Origin of the sequence: Maribacter ulvicola (assembly GCF_900155985.1) — a bacterium.
Lineage (GTDB): Bacteria > Bacteroidota > Bacteroidia > Flavobacteriales > Flavobacteriaceae > Maribacter > Maribacter ulvicola.
In genome coordinates this window covers 1,237,719-1,258,037 of record NZ_FTMA01000001.1, presented here as the reverse complement: position 1 = coordinate 1,258,037, position 20,319 = coordinate 1,237,719, and the positions used below count along the sequence as shown (strand labels likewise).

Below are 20,319 nucleotides of genomic sequence, written 5' to 3'. Positions count from 1 at the left end.
TCTATTTCTGATATAAATAAATCTAAGAACAACCCTTTAAAACGGGTACTTTAAAAGAAAAAAAAATGGCAAAGATTACCGCCGCAGAAGTAAATAAATTAAGAAAGGCGACTGGCGCTGGAATGATGGATTGTAAAAACGCTTTGGTTGAGGCCGAAGGTGATTTTGACAAAGCCATTGAAGTTCTTCGTAAAAAAGGACAAAAAGTAGCAGCAAAAAGAGCAGACAGAGATTCATCAGAAGGTGCTGCTATTGCTAAGTTAAACGCTGACGAAACCGTTGGTGTTGCTATAGTACTAGGTTGCGAAACCGACTTCGTTGGTAAAAACGAGAATTTTATTGCTCTTGCCAACCAATTAGCTGAAATAGCACTTAGCTGCAACTCTAAAGAAGAGCTTTTAGCTGCTGATTTTGGAGGTATGACAGTTGCTGACAAATTAGTTGAGCAAACTGGTGTTATTGGTGAAAAATTAGAAATCACTGCTTTTGAAAAATTAGAAGCACCATATGTTGGTTCTTACGTTCATATTAACAAAATCGCTGCTTTAGTTGGTCTTTCCGCTAAGGTTGAAACTGCTGATGTATTGGCAAAAGACGTTTCTATGCAAGTTGCATCCATGGGTGCAACTACATTGTCTTATAAAGATTTTGACCCTGAATATGTTGCTGCTGAAACAGAAGCTAGAATAGCTGTTATTGAAAAAGACAATGAAGAATTAGGTCGTTTAGGTAAAACACTTAAAAATGTACCTCAGTATATTTCTATGTCACAATTAACTCCTGACGTAATGGCTCAAGCAGAAGAAGATGCTAAAGCGCAATTAAAAGCTGAAGGTAAGCCAGAGAAAATTTGGGATAAAATTCTTCCTGGAAAAATGGAAAGATTCGTATCTGACAATACAACTTTGGACCAAGAGCAATGTTTGTTAGACCAAAACTTCATTAAAGATGAGAAAATTAACGTAGCTAAATATGTTGAATCTCATGGAGATGTTTCTGTTTTAGGTTTTAAACGTGTAACCGTAGGTTAATTACAATACAACTAACTCAATAAAAAACCGTCTTACTGTAAAAAGTAGACGGTTTTTTTTATTTACTATACTTTAGCTATTTACTAATTTTTCAACCAGGCATTTCTAAGCTTAACGGTTTGTTCAGTAGCGCCCTGTAACGGAACAATTCTATTAACCTTCTTTAGAGGCTGCCCAACCGGACCTTCTATAGATATTACCTCATTATCTCTTTCTATAGTAACATTAATTACAGTCTCAGGAGTCCAAGTAAAGCTTTCACCTATGATCGTACGAAATGTTTCCAAGTTGATATCTTGCCCGTTAATCGATTTAAAAATATCGCCTCCCTTTAAATTTAGATCCTCAAAAAAAGAATTCAACTCCATATTCTTTCGAATGAACACTGCGCTATCATTTTTAACATCAACATCAACAAAAGGCACCTGTCCATCAAAAAAGTAACCCGTAGACTCTTCAACCTCCTTAGTAGCTAAACCCACTTTAGCAAAATACAAATTATAGTCTATAGGGGTTACGCCAATTACATGATCTTTAAAGAAGGCATCAACTTCTGGGTATGTCATAGAAACAATTTCATCAAATAAAGCCTCATCTTCAAAAGGCACATCAGTACCGTATTTCTTAGACAGCTCCTTCATTAACCAAAGCATACTTTTTTCTCCACCACTTTTTTCCCTCAATATAATATCAAGACACATATTAATTAAAGCACCTTTCTCATATACATTGGCATAGTTTGGCTCATAAGGTTGGTTTAATATATTTTTACTCATAACAGTAAAAGACATACTGTCATCATAGAACTTTGAGTTGGTGATTTTAGTTAGCATACGCTCATAAAAATCCTCTTCAGAAATTAGACCTTGTTGAATCTGGAATAGATTGGCAAAATATTCTGTAGTTCCTTCATACATCCATAAATGCGCTGACATCTTTGGGTCGTTAAAATCGAAATACTGAACCTCTTTGGAGTGAACGGACAATGGAGTAACAATATGAAAAAACTCATGAGAGACCACATCTACCATAGCCTGCTCTAAACGACCAATATCCATTGCCTCCGGCAACACGACAACGGTTGAAGTATGATGCTCTAAAGCTCCAAAACCCTGAGCGTCGGGTACGTTAATGTCAGACAGGTACAACAAAATATTATATTCTTTTGTACTATCAACATCTCCCAAAAATCTCTTTTGAGCACCCATCATAGCCAACATTTTTTCTTTTAAGTCTGATGCCTTGTACACATTATTAGGTGAAAAAAGACTTAAAGTAACGGTAATACCATTTATCTCGAAAGATTCCCTATTTGGTTTTGCGTACATAATGGGATTATCGATTACCTCAAAATACCGATTTGCAATAAAAGCATCCCAAAGGAGCTCTTGTTTACTATTTGTATCACTAGCAAGTGTGGTAGTAGCCACTAAATCTGCCGGTTTCTTAATCTGAATAGCATAAGGTACTTCTTTGAATCCTTCAAAATAACCAACAAATCCGTGAAGATTAAGCATAAAATTGCTTCCCTTGGCAATATTGGTACCTGCCGGTGAGAAAACAGCATCCGCTACATCATTCTCCGTATCATACGTATCATTCACCCAATACTGAACCCTATCTAATAGCTCAGCATTAGTTATACTCCAAGAGTTGTCATCTAGCTTTGTAGTAGATAAGACATTGCCTTTATAATCAAGAGCTTCAAAATCCTCTACATACTTTCCGTAATTATCAGAACTATAAGTTCCCGGTACCGTCTTAGGAATTCTAAAAATTACCGTTGCCGATGTAAATGCACCAGGATTGATACCTACCTGCACTTTATCATCAACAACATTTACCAAATCTATAGAAGTCACAATAGGACTACTCTCAACAGACAACAGTGACTTACCTGCCCCACAACCATAAAGCACTAAGGCATAAGCAAAAATTAAAACATTTTTTTTCATAAAAAACTTCATATATGACTAATTAAAATTTCAACAATATCAAAGATAGATAATATGTTACGCCCTATCTTGATGAATTAAGTTTTGCCTGATTTAAATAATGACTACACCCATCAAAAATTTTCATTATTTTTGATGGCAAATAAAAAATTAAGATGCACTACAAAAGAATTCTTCTAAAATTAAGCGGTGAAGCATTGATGGGAGAAAAGCAATATGGAATAGACTCTAACCGTTTAAATGAATACGCAGAAGAAATAAGAGAAGTAGTTGAAAAAGGCATTGAGGTAGCCATAGTTATTGGCGGCGGAAATATATTTCGTGGTTTAGCTGGTGCAGCAACTGGTATGGACAGAGTACAAGGTGACCATATGGGCATGTTAGCCACGGTTATAAATGGCTTGGCATTACAGAGTGCACTAGAAATGAACGGAGTACAAACAAGACTACAGAGTGCCATTAAAATTAATGAGGTTGCCGAACCTTTCATCAGAAGACGTGCCATGAGGCATTTAGAAAAAGGAAGAGTTGTTATCTTTGGCGGTGGTACGGGAAACCCATATTTTACTACAGATTCAGCAGCCGTATTACGCGCTATTGAAATTGAAGCCGATGTAATTCTTAAAGGTACACGTGTAGATGGTATTTACACTGCCGACCCAGAAAAAGATAAAAGTGCAACGAAATTCGATACTATCTCTTTCTCAGATGTACTCACCAAAGGTCTTAAGGTTATGGACACCACAGCTTTTACCCTTAGCCAAGAAAATGAACTACCCATTGTAGTTTTTGATATGAACAAAAAAGGAAACTTGCTAAAAATTGTTGACGGCCAAACTATTGGCACCACTGTCAATCTATAATTTGCGGTATAGTTTATGTTATTGCGATAGTAATATACCTATTATATGAACGAAGAAGTACAATTTGTTTTAGACGCTACAAAAGAAGGCATGAATGCCGCTATAGCACACTTAGAACGTGAATTTTTAAAGATTAGAGCTGGTAAAGCCAGTCCCGCCATGTTATCATCTGTAATGGTTGATTATTATGGGTCGCAAACTCCGCTATCTCAGGTAGCTAATGTAAATACACCAGACGGTAGAACTATTTCAGTTCAACCTTGGGAAAAAAACATGCTTCAAGAGATTGAAAAAGCGATCATGAACGCCAACTTAGGTTTTAACCCTATGAATAACGGTGATATGATCATTATTAATGTTCCGCCATTAACAGAAGAACGCAGAATACAACTTACAAAGCAAGCCAAGGCAGAAGCCGAACATGCAAAAGTAGGTGTACGTAGCGCAAGGCAAGATGCCAATAAAGAAATTAAGGATTTAGATATTTCTGAAGATTTTCAAAAAAATGCCACTGCAGATGTTCAAGATTTAACCGATGTTTTCATAAAGAAAATCGACGACTTCTTAGCCAAGAAAGAAGCTGAGATCATGAAAGTCTGATCAAGAAATCTATAATTATCATTTAAAGCTATCTGAATTAGGTAGCTTTATTTTTTTGTAAAAAATTTAAACTTTTCAATTTAGGAACAGATGTAGCTAATAGTTACCTTTGCGACCTGCAAAAACAGTTATGGTAGCTAAACTTACGAAAGGATTTTGGCCTAAAACGGCAAACATAATTCTACGAAACAGAATCCTAATTTTATTCTTGATTGCCGGTTTTACCGTTTTTATGGGTTGGCAATGGCAATACATGCGATTTTCAAGCTCGCAAACAAACTTACTGCCAGATGACCATCCGGTAAATGTTCAATATCAAGATTTTCTAAGCAAATTTGGTGAAGAAGGTAACGCAGTCGTTTTCGGTATACGCGATAGTGCTTTGTTTACGCCTAACAACTTTAACCGTTGGAATAAGTTTAGTAAACAATTGGCCGCTTTTCCAGAAGTTGAATTTGTTATTTCTACAGATAACTTAAAAGAGCTTATTAAAGACAACGAGAAGCAAGAATTAGTAATGCGTCCGTTAATCAATGGCGAACTAAAAAACAAAGAAGAAATAGACAGTATTACCAATCATCTTTTTAATGATATTCCTTTTTACGACAACTTACTTTACAATAAGGAAAGTAAAACAATAAGAACAATTGTTAATCTAGATAAGGATATTGTTAATACCTCAGTTAGAAAGGATTTCATATTACAGGACATAAACACGTTAGTTGAAAAATTTGAAGAAGAAACGAATTTAGATGTTCACATATCTGGTATGCCCTATGTAAGAACAATGAATTCTCAAAATATCATTGATGAAATTGGCAAATTTATACTAGCGGCACTTGGCGTAACCTCATTAATTTTCTTCTTTTTCTTTAGAAGTATCAGAGCTACGTTCATTTCTATGTGTGTGGTAATTATTGGCGTTATGTGGGCCTTTGGCTTACTAGGCTTACTGCAATATGAAATCACAGTTCTTACTGCACTTATACCTCCATTAATTATTGTCATAGGTATACCCAATTGTATTTTCTTAATCAATAAATATCAGCAAGAAGTTAAGAAACACGGCAATCAAGCACTTTCGCTGCAACGTGTTATATCTAAAATTGGTAATGCTACCTTAATGACGAACATAACAACAGCATCTGGCTTTGCTACGTTCATTATAACAGACAGTACATTATTAAAAGAATTTGGGATTGTCGCATCTATAAACATCTTAGGGATTTTTATACTATCACTACTGATCATCCCTATTGTGTATAGCTTTATGCCTTTACCCAAAACAAAACATTTAAAACATTTAAACAAAAGATGGATTGATGCTTTTGTACTATGGATGGAGCGTATTGTAAGACACCGAAGAATTACGGTCTATATTGTTTCTATCTCTTTACTGGTTATAAGCATTATTGGTATATATCAAATAAGAATTTCAGGGAGCCCTATAGAAGACATGCCTAAGAATGCGGAGTTTTTTCATGACATCCGTTTTTTTGAACAAGAGTTTAAAGGTATTATGCCTGTAGAGATCGTTGTAGATACCAAAACCCCAAAAGGTGTTTTAAAACCGGTCACCCTAAAACGTATGAATCAGTTAGGGGAATATATAGAAGAAATTCCTGAACTTTCAACACCGGTATCTGTAGTGAATTTGGTAAAATATTCCAAACAAGCCTTTTATAATGGCATTCCAAAATATTACCAATTACCTACAAGTCAAGAAAACACCTTCATTATGGATGTTGCCCGTAAATCTGGTAACAATGGAGAATTACTAAAGTCATTTGTTGACAGCACGGGTCAAATAGCCAGAATGACTACATTTATGCGAGATGTAAACACCAGTCGCATGGAGGAAATAGAACAACGACTGTTAGAGAATATTACGAAGATATTCCCAGCAGAACGTTATACTGTTTATATGACAGGTAGTGCCTTATTATTCTTAAAAGGAACCAAATACCTAGTAAAGAACTTAATAATGTCATTAGCCTTAGCAATTGGACTGATTGCATTATTTATAGCCTACTTATTTAGATCTTTTAGAATGATTATCATTTCATTGATCCCTAATTTACTACCACTAATTATAACCGCAGGTATCATGGGGTTTGTAGGGGTACCTATAAAACCATCTACCATATTGGTATTTAGTATTGCCTTTGGTATTTCAGTAGATGATACCATACACTTTCTTGCAAAATATAGACAGGAACTCACGGCGAACAATTGGCGCATAGAAAAATCAGTTTACAATGCTCTAAGAGAAACAGGAGTAAGTATGTTTTACACCTCTATTGTATTATTCTTTGGTTTTTCAGTCTTTGTAATATCTAATTTTGGCGGAACCGTAGCCTTAGGGTCCTTAGTTTCCGCGACGCTATTATTAGCGATGTTGGCCAATTTAATCCTGTTACCTTCTTTATTATTATCATTAGAGAAAAGTATCGCCAACAAACAAACTTTAAAAAAGCCACAAATAGATATTTTACCACAAGATGAAAATAATAACTAATAAAATATTTTCATGCTAAGTTATATAGCTATTTAAGCCCTCTATTTTTAACAAAATCCTATCTTTGGAACTTTAAATTTCAATTCACTATCATGCGTTTAGCAACAATAAAAGAATTACTAGCAAGTAAGAACTTACTACAAGAAGTAACTATTAAAGGTTGGGTTAGAACCTTTAGAAGCAATAGATTTATTGCTTTGAACGATGGTTCAACCTTGGGCACCATTCAATGTGTTGTTGATTTTGAAAATTTTGATGAAGAATTATTAAAAAAAGTAAATACAGGAGCTGCATTAAAAGTTACCGGTACACTTGTTGAAAGTCAAGGTCGTGGTCAATCTGTAGAGATACAGGTAAGTTCTCTAGAAGTATTAGGGGTAGCGGATCCTGAAGAATACCCTATTCAACCCAAAAAACACTCTTTAGAATTCCTAAGAGAAAAGGCACATTTAAGAATACGAACCAACACGTTTGCAGCTATAATGCGCGTTAGATCTACCTTATCTTTTGCTATACACAACTATTTTAGAGAAAACGGATTCAACTACTTCCATGCTCCTATCATTACAGGATCAGATGCAGAAGGTGCGGGGGAAATGTTCCGTGTAACTACATTAGATGAAAAAACCCCTCCCTTAACAGATGAAGGTGATGTTAATTACAAAGAAGACTTTTTTGGAAAGGAAACTAATTTGACCGTTTCCGGTCAATTGGAAGCTGAAGCTTACGCCATGGCTTTAGGAAAAGTATATACATTTGGACCAACATTTAGGGCTGAAAACTCTAACACCTCTAGACACTTAGCTGAATTCTGGATGATCGAACCAGAAATGGCTTTCTTTGACCTAGATGCTAATATGGACCTGGCAGAAGACTTTATTAAAAACGTTATTTCTTATACGTTAGAACATTGTCAAGAAGATTTAGAGTTTTTAGAAAAGAGATTAATAGACGAAGAGAAAAGCAAGCCACAAGCGCAACGTAGCGATATGGCTTTAATTGAAAAATTAAAGTTCGTGGCAGACAATAACTTCAAAAGAGTTAGTTACACTGAAGCTATAGATATTCTAAAAAATTGCAAGCCCAATAAAAAGAAAAAATTTACATACCCAATTGAAGAATGGGGTACGGATCTACAAAGTGAACACGAACGTTACTTAGTAGAAAAGCACTTTAAATGTCCGGTAATCTTATTTGATTATCCTGCGAAGATCAAAGCTTTTTACATGCGCTTAAATGAAGATGGCAAAACCGTTAGAGCAATGGATATTTTATTTCCAGGAATAGGTGAAATTGTGGGTGGATCACAAAGAGAAGAGCGCTTAGATGTCTTAAAAGAGAAAATCAAAGAATTGGGTATCGATGAAAAAGAACTATGGTGGTATTTAGATTTGAGAAAATTTGGTACCGCAGAACATAGTGGATTTGGTCTTGGCTTTGAACGTTTGGTTCTTTTTGCAACAGGCATGGGCAATATTAGAGATGTAATTCCGTTTCCAAGAACACCGCAGAATGCAGAATTCTAAGCGGATTTAATTACTTTTACAAGTACTAGATTAAAGTAATGCTAAAACAACACTTATCATTTAAACTATCCCAAAAGTTATCTCCCCAGCAAATTCAATTGATGAAGCTGATTCAATTGCCTACGCAGGCATTTGAACAACGTCTAAAACAAGAATTAGAGGAGAATCCGGCATTGGAAACCGGTAAAGAAGATACTGAAAGCACTACGGATGATTATGATGATTTATATGACGATTCGTCGGACAATGAAACCATTAACACAGAAGATATCAATATAGATGATTATCTAAGTGACGATGAAATTCCCGACTATCGTACCAAAGCAAACAATTACAGTGCTGACGATGAAGAAAAAAGTGTTCCTTATGCCGCAGGTATTTCGTTCAATCAGCATTTATTAAATCAGCTCAACACCGTATATCTTACAGATGATGAGTGGAACATTGCCGAGTTCTTAGTAGGCAGTGTAGATGAAAGTGGATACATACGTAGACCCATTGCCGATATTATGGACGATTTGGCTTTTACGCAAAATGTCTACACAGATGAAGAAACTATCACCAAAATATTATCTATAGTTCAAGAGTTAGATCCACCAGGAGTTGGCGCTAGATCTTTAGAAGAATGCTTGATCATACAATTAGAACGTAAAGAAATTACTCCAAGTATTGAACTTGCCACTGATATTCTTAGAAAGTCTTTTGAGCATTTCACAAAAAAGCACTTTCAAAAGTTAATTCAAAAACACAATATCACCGAGACCGAACTAAAGGAAGCTATTGGAGAAATAGAAAAATTGAATCCTAAGCCAGGTGGTTCTTATTCTGGAAACAACAGAATTGTAGAGCACGTTGTACCTGATTTTGCTATTAGAATTACAGAAGGTGAATTAGAACTTACGCTTAATGGCAGAAACGCACCAGAATTGCACGTGTCTAGAGAGTATAGCAATATGCTTAAAGGCTACAAAGAAGCCAAAGAAAAGTCCAAGTCTCAGAAAGACACGGTAATGTTCATTAAACAGAAGTTAGATGCTGCAAAATGGTTTATAGACGCCATCAGACAACGTCAACAGACATTGTTCATTACAATGAACTCTATTATGCATTACCAAAAAGAATATTTCTTAACAGGAGATGAGCGTAATTTAAGACCTATGATCTTAAAGGATATTGCGGACGAAATTGGTATGGACGTCTCTACTGTTTCTAGGGTTGCAAACAGTAAATATGTTGACACACCATACGGCACTAAACTCATTAAAGAGTACTTTTCCGAATCCATGAAAAATGAACAAGGGGAAGATGTTTCTACTAAAGAGATAAAGAAAATTCTAGAAACAGTCATACAAGACGAAACTAAGAAAAAGCCATTAACAGATGACAAACTTGCTGCCATCTTAAAAGAAAAAGGTTACCCAATTGCCAGAAGAACGGTTGCCAAATACAGGGAACAACTTGGTATTCCCGTAGCGCGTATGAGAAAAGAAATATAATGAAGGTTTTCTCTCATTTAATCTCATACACTCTACACCCTTTATTCACTCCTATTAGTGGCACCCTTGCTTATTTTCTAATTACCCCTAAATTCACACCGCCTGAAATTCAAAGCGCAAGCATTCTACCTATTTTTATATTAACGGTTATAATACCCATAATAACATTTTTAATATTAAGGAATTTAGGTTTGGTTCAATCTATTTCACTGAACTCTTTACAAGAAAGAAAATACCCCCTTTACATACACGCTTCAATTCTTCTTCTAATTCTCTACAAGGTTATTCCTGACAATTATATAGGTGAACTCTACTTTTATTTTACGGGGCTATTAGGAGCTACCATTGCGTGCATATTATTGCTACTTTTTAACTTTAAAACCAGTTTACATACCGTTGGTGTCAGTGGCCTCTTAATGTATCTTATTAATTTAAGTATACATTTTGAAATTAATCTAATTATAGCCATTACCTTTTTTATTTTTTTTACGGGAAGTGTTATAAGTGCAAGACTTTATTTAAAGGCACATACTGCTATTGAAGTAGTAATTGGTCTGTTTATAGGTTTACTATCACAGTTATTAACCGTAAGGTTTTGGTTATAAAATATAAAAAATAAGTCCTACCCTAAGCGGTCGATATTGCAACACCTCTCCATTTACAGCGGCATTCCCATCAAACAACTCGGTTAATGAATAGTATGCATTAATATTAAATGTATTATATCCAAAGCTTAGCGTGAGTCCGTATTGGAATTTAGTGAGATCCGTATTATTAAAACCCTGACTAATATCCTCTAAGTCATACTTTGATCGAGCCCCTAACACATAAGCAGCTTTTATACCTCCATAAATACGCCAGAACTTGTACTCTTCTGCTGTAGAATTACGCCACCTTAACTCTAAAGGAAACTCTAATAAGTGTGTTTCTAACTTACTTCTAGTAATATCATCGTTAATACTATAGGAAATAGTTTCTCCAGAGATATCAGCCACCAGGTTTGAGTAATAGCTATTTAGTGCCAAGCCTGCTCCTATACCAATAGCCCTAGTTCCTGCTCGATTTAAAGGAATATCTTTAATTATACCTGCCTGTAGTCCATAAGAAAGATTTCGTTGAGCAGAACCTTCAGGATGATTCAAAATAAAATTATAGGACAAACCTATATAAAACTGGTCTTCTAAATATCGCTTATCCTCAATACTATCCCTTACTACTTGAGCATTAGAATAAAGTGTGACCAAAAAAAATAAAATGACGAAACGCATGAAGTAAAGTTAATGAAATAAAAAACGCTTCAAATAAATTTGAAGCGTTTAGAAATTGTAATATTCTACTTAACTAACTATTGTAGATTATTGAAAGCATCACCTTCATAGGTCGTATAATTAACCTTTAAGGCATTAACTTTTCTTAACTCTTGTTTAATATCGGATATTAGACCCATATTAGCGTTTTTGTCTACCTTAAGCGCGGTGGTCAACACATTTTGAATTTCTTGAGGCTTCTTAGCTCTTTCCATTAAAATATAATCACCAACTTCTGATGGACTAGCAAATTTGTCGTTTAATTGAATTTTTGGTTCTGTACCAAAAGTTTTCTCATATTCTCTAGTTGGCTTACCAACATAAATATAGATTACACGATCTTTCTTCTCCAATTTCTTCACTTCACTAGCATTCGGAAGTACGTTTTCAACTTTCAAGGAACTATCCTTCATAACGGTAACCGTCATAAAGAAAAACAAAAGCATAAATACAATGTCAGGAAGGGAAGCTGTTGATACCGCTGGTACCTCTCCATCTTTTTTCTTTGCAAATTTTGACATAGTGTTACTTTTTATTTATTAATTACTCGCTTGAAGTTTCAGCTTCAGATAATTTCTGTGGAAACAAACCTTGTATTCTTTGTACCTTTTCTTTCAATTCCTCTTTAACAGAATCTTCAGTTTCAGGATTCAGATACTCAGCTTCCATATCAACATAATCTTTACCGAACAAACGTTTAGCTTCTCTATTTCTTAGCTCATTGTAAGCCCCAACCAATTCATTCTGAACAGTTATATAGGTACTATACTTTGTTTCACGATCATTCTTCAAAGAAATAATTGCTTTCGTCGGATTATCCGAAGATTCAGCAAGTCGTTTCCCCTTACAGTAGCTACAATAATCAGGACTTCCCGATGGTGCGCCACCATTATCTAAAAATGCTATTGCCTTTTCTCGCAATTTATCAATTGAAAGAATTTCCTCTTCCACCAACAATTGACCATTCCGGTTAATATTGACCGTAAAAATGTTCTTTTGTTTAATTATAGGTGGTGCTTCCGTAGGTGGCTCCATTGGTGGTAACATACGATCCAATCCTGCATCTGTTTCAATAGTAGTTGTCACCAAGAAAAAGATAAGTAATAGGAAAGCTATGTCCGCCATTGAACCCGCACTAACCTCTGGTGCTCCTGCTCTTCTAGCCATAGTTTTCTAATTTTATTATTTACTAAACATGTTTTTAACAGCTGGTATAATCAAAGACAATACAGCGATAATAGTAAGGATAAAAAATACATTTAATCCCATTCCTATATACTTCACAGTACCCTCATCTGACATAGCAGCAAACTCAGGATCTACATCCGTTCCGCTAGCTAGCACATAAGAAACTCCAACAACCAATAAAAAACCACCTACTACGAACAAAGTCTTCTTAAGACCCTGTGGGTTTGCAAACAAGTTTTTTAGAGTAAACACTAAACTTACTACCACAGCTATTCCTAATAAAACATATGTAATAATAAACATGGTGTTCAAAGCTCCACTTGAAGCAGCCTCAGCTGCCGGCATATCTGAACTTGGTAATAAATACCATAGTATAGCACTTAATACACCTATAGCAATTAATGCTATTTTAATAATTTTTTGCATAATTTTTAGGTATTAAAAGTGATACTTATTTTTTGTGATCTACCAACATATCGATTAAAGTAATCGAAGAGTCTTCCATATCATTAACGATGCTATCAATTTTAGCGATAATGTAGTTATAGAAAATTTGAAGGATAATAGCCGTAATAAGACCAAATACAGTTGTTAATAATGCAACCTGAATATCACCTGCAATAAGAGATGCACTTAAGTTACCAACCGCCGCAATCTTTTGGAAGGCTGCAATCATACCAATTACCGTACCCATGAAACCAAGCATTGGTGCAATAGCAATAAACAAAGACAACCAAGAAACGTTTTTCTCTAACTGACCCATTTGAACTCCACCATAAGCTACAACCGCTTTCTCCGCAGATTCAATGCTCTCACCAGCTCTATCCAAACCTTGGTAGTATATTGAAGCAACAGGACCTTTAGTATTTCTACAAACCTCTTTTGCAGCCTCAACACCACCAGAAGCCAAAGCGTCTTCAACTTGTTGTTTCAACTTGGCAGAGTTTGTACTAGCCATATTCAAATAAATAATTCTTTCAATAGCAACTGCCAAACCAAGAATCAAACATAAAAGAACGATACCCATAAAACCGGCACCACCTGTAATAAACATCTCTTTTAAAAGTTGAGTAAATCCTCTTTCAGCTTCTGGTGCTCCTTCTTGAACTAGCAACGCTACTGCTGCTACTTTTGCACTTACAATATTTGTACCTGCTACAAATGCCCCAGCGACTGCTAGGCTTGGGAATAATTTTTTCATTTTTTCAAACTTAAATTAGTTAGTTAATAGGGTTAAAGATAAAAAAAAAACAATATAAAAAAAGTAAAACTTACTTGCAGAGAGGAAGGGATTCGAACCCTCGATACCCTTTTGGGGTATACACACTTTCCAGGCGTGCGCCTTCGACCACTCGGCCACCTCTCTAAAATACCTTTTTTAAGGGTGAGCAAATAACAAAAAAAATATTGGTTTAAGAAATTAAAGCACTGTTAAATTTATAGCATCTCTCCACGTAGCGAGGTCTCGAACACAGTTTTAAACAACTCATTGGACACACCACTACCAAGTAAGTACATTGCCTTTGTTATGGCAGCCTCAGTTGTAATATCCTTACCATTAATTACTTGCATTTTTTTTAGTCTAGAGCTTGTTTCGTAGTGTCCCATCATAACAGCACCACCTGAACACTGTGTAACATTAATTATATGAATACCATTATTTATTGCATAATTTAATTTCTGTAAGAACCATTCTTCCATAGGTGCATTTCCAGAACCATATGTTTCCAAAACCAATGCCTTTAAATCCTTTGCTTGCAATATTGCGTTAACAACATTTTTGTTAATTCCCGGAAAAATTTTTAAAATAGCTACATTATCATCCATTATTCTATGAGATTTTAACGCTATTTTTCTTTTCTGAGGCAACAAATACTCATTAAAAACAGTCAAATGAACACCAGACTCCACCAAATGAGGATAATTTAGGGATGCAAAAGCCTGAAAATGCTCTGCATTTATCTTCGTAGTTCTGTTGCCGCGATACAACTTATATTCAAAATACAGCCCTACTTCCTGTATTACCGGCTTCCCCTTTTTATAAAGTGCCGCAATTTGAATGGCAGTAATCAAATTTTCTTTAGCATCCGTCCTTAAGTCACCTATAGACAATTGTGAGCCGGTCAATATCACGGGTTTAGAAAGATTCTCTAACAAAAAACTCAATGCAGAAGCCGTATAACTCATAGTATCACTACCATGCAATACCACAAAACCATCATAGTCCTTATATTTTTCTGCAATACTATCTGCAATAGCTACCCAATGTGCAGGATTCATGTTAGATGAGTCTATAGGGTGATCAAATGAAAAACTAGATATGGTACAATCCAATTGATTAAGTTCCGGTATATTCTTCACCAATTGCGAAAAATCAAAAGCTTTTAAGGCACCAGAGGTATAATCTTTCATCATACCTATAGTACCACCTGTATATATCAATAAAATACTTCTTTTATCCGTACCCAAAACCTTTATCTTAAATTAATAGTTACACCCCAAAAACAGCTTTAGAATTCTCCGTAGTTAAAAAAGCTATTTCTTCATTAGAAACACTGTGAATATCGGCTAATTTCTCCATTACATTTATAATGTATGCACTTTCATTTCTTTTCCCCCTATACGGTGTTGGTGCCAAATAAGGCGAATCTGTTTCTAGGACCACATGCTTAACGTCAATTTTATTTAAAAATGTATCTATTTTACCATTCTTAAAAGTAACAACCCCACCAATACCCAACTTCATATTGTAGGATATAGCTTTTTCAGCTTGTTCAAATGTTCCGGTAAAACAATGAAATATCCCTCTTAAATCATCTCCTTTCTCTTCTTCTAATATTTCAAAAACCTCATTAAAGGCATCTCTACAATGTATTACTATTGGCAACCTATGTTTTTTTGCCAACTGTATTTGCTTTCTAAAAGCCTGCTGCTGTTGTTTCAAATACTTCTTTTCCCAGTACAGATCAATTCCTATTTCACCAATAGCATAATACGTATGTTTAGCTAACATTTCTTCTACATGCACCAACTCTTCTTCAAAATTTTCCTTCACATGCGTGGGATGTAACCCTGACATTAAAAACATGAACCCCGGAAAGTCTTTCTCTAAGGCCAACATACTTTCTGTATAGGTAGAATCTATAGCAGGGATGAAAAATCGTTTCACTCCTAAATCAATTGCTTTCTGCACAGCTTCTTTTCGATCTTCATCAAAAGCTTCACTATATAAATGGGTATGCGTATCTGTTATAATCATGCCACAAAAATAGACTTATCTTTGAAAAAAATGAATTATGGCAACCCTCAAAAAGATTTTGAAGGATAAAAATTACGTACGCATCCCCTTAGCTTTAACAGCAACAGACCATTTAGAAATTATTGCAGAAATAAATTCAGTTGAAGGAAGGTTTATTCTTGATACCGGAGCTTCCAACACTTGCATTGGCCTGGATCGCATAGAACAATTTAAATTGATTTCTGAAGAGTCCATAATTAAAGCCGCAGGTGCCGGCGCCACCAATATGGAAACCTTGGTATCTAAAAAGAATACGATTAATTTAAACTCTTGGCAATATAAAAAACTGGAAATTGTACTATTTGATTTAAAACATGTTAACGAAGCCCTAACCACACACAATGCAGCACCCGTTGACGGTATTATTGGGGCAGATATTCTAAAAAAATCAAAAGCGATTATCGACTATAATAAAAAGTGTATTTATTTAAAAAAGAAAAAGCGCTGAGATAACCTCAACGCTTTTTACATATATCAAATTTTAAAAACTTTACATTTCTAAAGCTTTCTTTACATCATTATTCATCAATAATTCTTCTGGATTTTCCAAAGCTTCTTTAATAGCCACCAAGAAACCTACTGATTCTTTACCATCAATAATTCTGTGATCATAAGAAACCGCAACATACATTATAGGTGCAATTGCAATAGCGCCATCTCTAGCAATCGGTCTTTCAACAATATTATGCATACCTAAAATAGCACTTTGCGGCGGGTTGATAATTGGTGTAGACAACATAGACCCAAATACGCCACCATTAGTAATAGTAAATGTACCTCCTGTCATCTCATCAACAGTAATTTCACCCTCACGTGCTCTAATTGCCAATCTTTTTACCTCAGCCTCAACACCTCTAAATGTCAAATTTTCAGCATTACGAATAACAGGCACCATTAATCCTTTAGGCCCAGATACCGCAATACTAATATCACAGAAATCATAAGAAACCATTTCTTTACCGTCTATCATGGAATTTACCGCAGGATACATTTCTAGGGCCCTAACTACAGCCTTGGTGAAAAAGGACATAAACCCAAGTCCTACACCATGCTTACTTTTAAAGTCTTCTTTGTACTTATTCCTTAGTTCAAAAATGGCACTCATATCCACTTCGTTAAAAGTGGTAAGCATAGCTGTTTCATTTTTAGCTGCAACTAATCTCTCCGCAACTTTTCTACGCAGCATGGAAAGTTTTGAACGTGTTTCACCACGGTTACCACCTGTAGGAGACCCCATAGAAGGCACCGCACTTACAGCATCTTCTTTGGTAATTCTACCATCACGACCAGAACCTGTTACGGATTTACTATCCACACCTTTTTCATCCAATATTTTCTTTGCAGCTGGCGAAGGCACACCAGAAGCATATGTTTCTTTAGCTTTAGCAGGCTGAGGGGCAACCTCTTTTTTAGGCGCTTCCTTTTCTTCTTTTGGAGCATTAGATACATTGGCAGCACTTTCTGGCTTAGCTGCACTGGTATCAATTAAACAAACCACTGCACCAACCGCCACTGCATCACCTTCTTCTGCTTTCAATGTAATTGTACCACTAGCTTCAGCAGGCAGCTCTAAAGTAGCCTTATCTGAATCTACCTCTGCAATTGCCTGATCTTTTTCTACATAATCCCCATCTTCAACTAACCATTCCGCTATTTCTACCTCTGTGATAGACTCTCCCGGCGAAGGGACTTTCATTTCTAGAATCATTCTTTCTATAATTTGATATGTTATATTATTTTTTTGGTTTGGACATATTGTCCTTTGTCTTGTCAAAGACGTAATCTACAACTTGTTGATGCCGTGCTTTTGAACGTACAGAACTACCAGCAGCCGGCGCCGCATAAAAACGTCTAGACACTACCCTAAATTTCTGAGCTTCACTAAAATGCATTAACATATGACTCCATGCCCCCATATTCCTAGGTTCTTCCTGAGCCCAAACTACATCATCTGCATTCTTATATTTAGCAATTGCAGCCTTCATCTTCTTTTCTGGCACAGGGAACAACTGCTCAACTCTTACCAAAGCAACATCCTCTCTATTATTCTCTTCTTTAGTAGCTAATAAATCATAATAAAACTTACCAGTACAGAAAACCAAGCTCTTCACTTTTTTAGCATCTGCAACTTCATCATCTATTACTTCTTGGAAGCTACCGTCTGTTAAGTCCGCAATTTTAGAAACCGCCTTAGGGTGTCTTAACAAGCTCTTAGGCGTAAATATGATTAAAGGCTTTCTAAAATTAGCCTTCATTTGTCTACGCAAAATATGAAACATTTGTGCCGGGGTAGTCACATCTGCAATGTACATATTATCCTTAGCACACAATTGAAGGTAACGTTCCATTCTAGCAGAAGAATGCTCCGCCCCTTGACCTTCATACCCATGTGGCAACAACATTACCAATCCGTTTTGAAGTTTCCACTTATCCTCTGCTGCAGAAATATACTGATCGATCATAATCTGGGCTCCATTACTGAAATCTCCAAATTGAGCTTCCCATATAGTAAGTGTATTAGGACTAGCCATGGCATAGCCATAATCAAAACCTACAACTCCATATTCTGACAAAAGTGAATTATAAATCTGAAATTTAGCTTGTTCTTCAGATAAATGGTTTAGCAAAATAACCTCTTCTTCACTCTCTTCAACCTTCATAACTGCATGACGGTGAGAAAAAGTACCACGCTCAACATCTTGTCCAGACATACGAACCGCAAAACCTTCTTCCAACAAACTACCATAAGCTAAAAGCTCTCCCATAGCCCAATCAAGGTTATCCGCTTCAAAATACATATTATAGCGATCCTTAACTAATTTCTCCACCTTACGCAAAAACTTCTTATCTTTTGGCAAGGCCGTAATTACCTTAGCTATTCTGTCAAGTTTTGTTTTAGCGAATGTGGTCTTTACAGGATCCATCATTTCCCATTCACGAACATTTTCAAAACCTTTCCATTCATCTGCCATGAACGGGGTAATCACAGTTTTATCTTCTTTTCGTGAATCTTCTAATTTCTCTTCTAAAGAATCTTTGTATTGTTTTTCTAATTGGGCAACATAGGTTTCGTCAATAACACCCTCTTGTATCAATTTTTCAGCATAAATATCTCTTGGATTTTTATGCTTTGAAATAGCTTTATAGAGTTTTGGCTGTGTAAATCTTGGCTCATCACCTTCATTATGACCGTATTTTCTATACCCAAGTAAATCTATGAACACATCACTTTCAAAACGCATTCTATATTCTAAAGCAAAAAGAGATGCATGTACAACAGCTTCCGCATCATCTGCATTAACATGTAATACCGGACTCAATGTTACCTTAGCCACATCAGTACAATAAGTAGATGTTCTAGCATCTAAATAGTTCGTTGTAAAACCTATTTGGTTATTAACAACAATATGTATGGTACCACCGGTCTTATACCCATCTAAACCTGCCATTTGCACAAGTTCATAAATTAAACCTTGCCCAGCAATTGCTGCATCACCATGAACTACTATGGGTAGAACTTTTGAAAAATCATCTTGGTAATGTGCGTCTTGTTTTGCTCTGGCTATACCTTCAACAACTGCACCAACAGTCTCTAAGTGAGAAGGGTTTGGCGCAATGTTCATTTTAATTTTATTTCCGTTATCAGATTTTCTATCAGATGTCCAACCTAAGTGATATTTAACGTCACCATCAAAAATCTCTTGCTCGTAATCTTTACCATCAAACTCACTGAAAATATCTTTTGCAGACTTGCCAAAAATATTGGTCAGCACATTTAATCTGCCGCGGTGAGCCATACCCATAACAAATTGTTTAACGCCCATTTCAGCTGCGCGCTCTACAATTACATCTAAGGCAGGTATCAAAGATTCATTACCTTCTAATGAGAATCTTTTTTGACCTACATATTTAGTATGTAAAAAAGATTCAAAAGAAATGGCATGGTTTAGCTTCTTAAGAATGTGTTTTTTACGATCTGGCTCATAATCCGGATGATTGTCATTGACATTTATCCAATCTTGAATCCATTTTACACGTTCCGGTTTTCGAATAAACATGTATTCTACACCAATGGCATCGCAATAGATACTTTGTAAATGTCTTACAATCTCTTTTAAGGAATTTGGTCCTATACCAATTATATCACCCGCATTAAATATGGTTTCAAGGTCAGACGATGAAAGTCCGAAATTCTCAATCTCTAATGATGGTTCATAATGTCTTCGCTCACGTACCGGGTTAGTTTTCGTAAATAAGTGTCCCCGACTTCTATAACCGTCAATTAAACGAATTACCTGAAACTCTTTTTGTAGAGATTCTGGCATTTCGCTCTTGTTGCCGTTTACTAAAACTGTAGTTCGATTCTCATCAATTTCAAGTTCATCCAATGAACTTTCCATGCCAAAATCAAACCCTTGAAAAAAGGCTCTCCAACTTGGCTCTACACTATCCGGATTTACTAAATACTTATCGTATAACTCTGAAAAAAAAGAGGTATGAGCGGTATTCAAAAAGGAATATTTATCCATGAATTACT

17 protein-coding genes and 1 tRNA gene are annotated in these 20,319 nt (G+C 35.6%); 7 read left to right on the top strand and 11 right to left on the bottom strand.

The window, feature by feature from the left end; all coding sequences use genetic code 11:
* Positions 1-65: 65 nt before the first annotated feature.
* Positions 66-1,031 carry a translation elongation factor Ts gene (gene tsf / locus BW936_RS05405; RefSeq protein ID WP_076547266.1) on the top strand — a complete coding sequence of 322 codons (966 nt, stop codon included), beginning with the start codon at positions 66-68 and terminating at the stop codon, positions 1,029-1,031.
* Positions 1,032-1,114: 83 nt separating this feature from the next.
* Here the strand turns inward: tsf and BW936_RS05400 are convergent, their stop codons facing one another.
* The gene (locus BW936_RS05400; protein WP_076547965.1) at positions 1,115-2,986 is read right to left on the bottom strand and encodes a M61 family metallopeptidase; all 1,872 of its coding nucleotides are present in this window, start codon (positions 2,984-2,986) and stop codon (positions 1,115-1,117) included.
* A gap of 155 nt (positions 2,987-3,141) precedes the next feature.
* Between BW936_RS05400 and pyrH the strand changes: the two genes are divergently transcribed.
* The 5 genes from pyrH (at position 3,142) to rpoN (ending at position 9,989) form a co-directional block, all read left to right on the top strand.
* A complete protein-coding gene (pyrH, locus tag BW936_RS05395) occupies positions 3,142-3,849 on the top strand; it encodes a UMP kinase (protein WP_076547265.1) in 708 nt (235 codons plus the stop codon).
* 45 nt (positions 3,850-3,894) lie between these two features.
* A complete protein-coding gene (gene frr / locus BW936_RS05390) occupies positions 3,895-4,449 on the top strand; it encodes a ribosome recycling factor (protein WP_076547264.1) in 555 nt (184 codons plus the stop codon).
* 130 nt (positions 4,450-4,579) lie between these two features.
* A complete protein-coding gene (locus BW936_RS05385) occupies positions 4,580-6,967 on the top strand; it encodes an efflux RND transporter permease subunit (RefSeq protein ID WP_076547263.1) in 2,388 nt (795 codons plus the stop codon).
* Positions 6,968-7,059: 92 nt separating this feature from the next.
* On the top strand, positions 7,060-8,493 hold the full coding sequence (gene asnS / locus BW936_RS05380) for an asparagine--tRNA ligase (RefSeq protein WP_076547262.1): 1,434 nt from the start codon (positions 7,060-7,062) through the stop codon (positions 8,491-8,493).
* A gap of 38 nt (positions 8,494-8,531) precedes the next feature.
* Complete coding sequence (gene rpoN, locus BW936_RS05375) at positions 8,532-9,989, top strand: RNA polymerase factor sigma-54 (RefSeq protein ID WP_076547261.1); 1,458 nt, start codon at positions 8,532-8,534, stop codon at positions 9,987-9,989.
* A gap of 599 nt (positions 9,990-10,588) precedes the next feature.
* Here rpoN and BW936_RS05365 read toward each other — a convergent pair.
* The 8 genes from BW936_RS05365 to BW936_RS05330 form a co-directional block, all read right to left on the bottom strand.
* Positions 10,589-11,257 (bottom strand): porin family protein, encoded by a 669-nt coding sequence (locus BW936_RS05365; RefSeq protein ID WP_076547259.1) that lies wholly within the window; start codon positions 11,255-11,257, stop codon positions 10,589-10,591.
* Positions 11,258-11,334: 77 nt separating this feature from the next.
* Positions 11,335-11,817 carry an ExbD/TolR family protein gene (locus BW936_RS05360; RefSeq protein ID WP_076547258.1) on the bottom strand — a complete coding sequence of 161 codons (483 nt, stop codon included), beginning with the start codon at positions 11,815-11,817 and terminating at the stop codon, positions 11,335-11,337.
* A 22-nt stretch (positions 11,818-11,839) separates the two neighbouring features.
* Positions 11,840-12,463, bottom strand: a complete 624-nt coding sequence (locus BW936_RS05355) for an ExbD/TolR family protein (protein WP_076547257.1) — start codon at positions 12,461-12,463, stop codon at positions 11,840-11,842.
* 15 nt (positions 12,464-12,478) lie between these two features.
* Positions 12,479-12,910 carry a hypothetical protein gene (locus BW936_RS05350; protein WP_076547256.1) on the bottom strand — a complete coding sequence of 144 codons (432 nt, stop codon included), beginning with the start codon at positions 12,908-12,910 and terminating at the stop codon, positions 12,479-12,481.
* 25 nt (positions 12,911-12,935) lie between these two features.
* The gene (locus BW936_RS05345) at positions 12,936-13,685 is read right to left on the bottom strand and encodes a MotA/TolQ/ExbB proton channel family protein (protein ID WP_027065007.1); all 750 of its coding nucleotides are present in this window, start codon (positions 13,683-13,685) and stop codon (positions 12,936-12,938) included.
* A gap of 77 nt (positions 13,686-13,762) precedes the next feature.
* A tRNA-Ser gene (locus tag BW936_RS05340) sits at positions 13,763-13,850 on the bottom strand.
* Between the two features lie 71 nt (positions 13,851-13,921).
* The gene (locus tag BW936_RS05335; protein ID WP_076547255.1) at positions 13,922-14,953 is read right to left on the bottom strand and encodes an asparaginase; all 1,032 of its coding nucleotides are present in this window, start codon (positions 14,951-14,953) and stop codon (positions 13,922-13,924) included.
* A 22-nt stretch (positions 14,954-14,975) separates the two neighbouring features.
* On the bottom strand, positions 14,976-15,743 hold the full coding sequence (locus tag BW936_RS05330) for a TatD family hydrolase (protein ID WP_076547254.1): 768 nt from the start codon (positions 15,741-15,743) through the stop codon (positions 14,976-14,978).
* A 37-nt stretch (positions 15,744-15,780) separates the two neighbouring features.
* Here BW936_RS05330 and BW936_RS05325 point away from each other — a divergent pair, with 37 nt between their 5' ends.
* The gene (locus BW936_RS05325; RefSeq protein ID WP_076547253.1) at positions 15,781-16,230 is read left to right on the top strand and encodes a retropepsin-like aspartic protease; all 450 of its coding nucleotides are present in this window, start codon (positions 15,781-15,783) and stop codon (positions 16,228-16,230) included.
* Positions 16,231-16,272: 42 nt separating this feature from the next.
* Here the strand turns inward: BW936_RS05325 and odhB are convergent, their stop codons facing one another.
* Together odhB and BW936_RS05315 are read right to left on the bottom strand one after the other, a co-directional pair.
* Entirely contained in the window at positions 16,273-17,490 is a 1,218-nt protein-coding gene (gene odhB / locus BW936_RS05320; protein ID WP_076547252.1) for a 2-oxoglutarate dehydrogenase complex dihydrolipoyllysine-residue succinyltransferase, read from the bottom strand.
* 25 nt (positions 17,491-17,515) lie between these two features.
* The gene (locus tag BW936_RS05315) at positions 17,516-20,311 is read right to left on the bottom strand and encodes a 2-oxoglutarate dehydrogenase E1 component (protein ID WP_076547251.1); all 2,796 of its coding nucleotides are present in this window, start codon (positions 20,309-20,311) and stop codon (positions 17,516-17,518) included.
* Positions 20,312-20,319 lie beyond the last annotated feature (8 nt).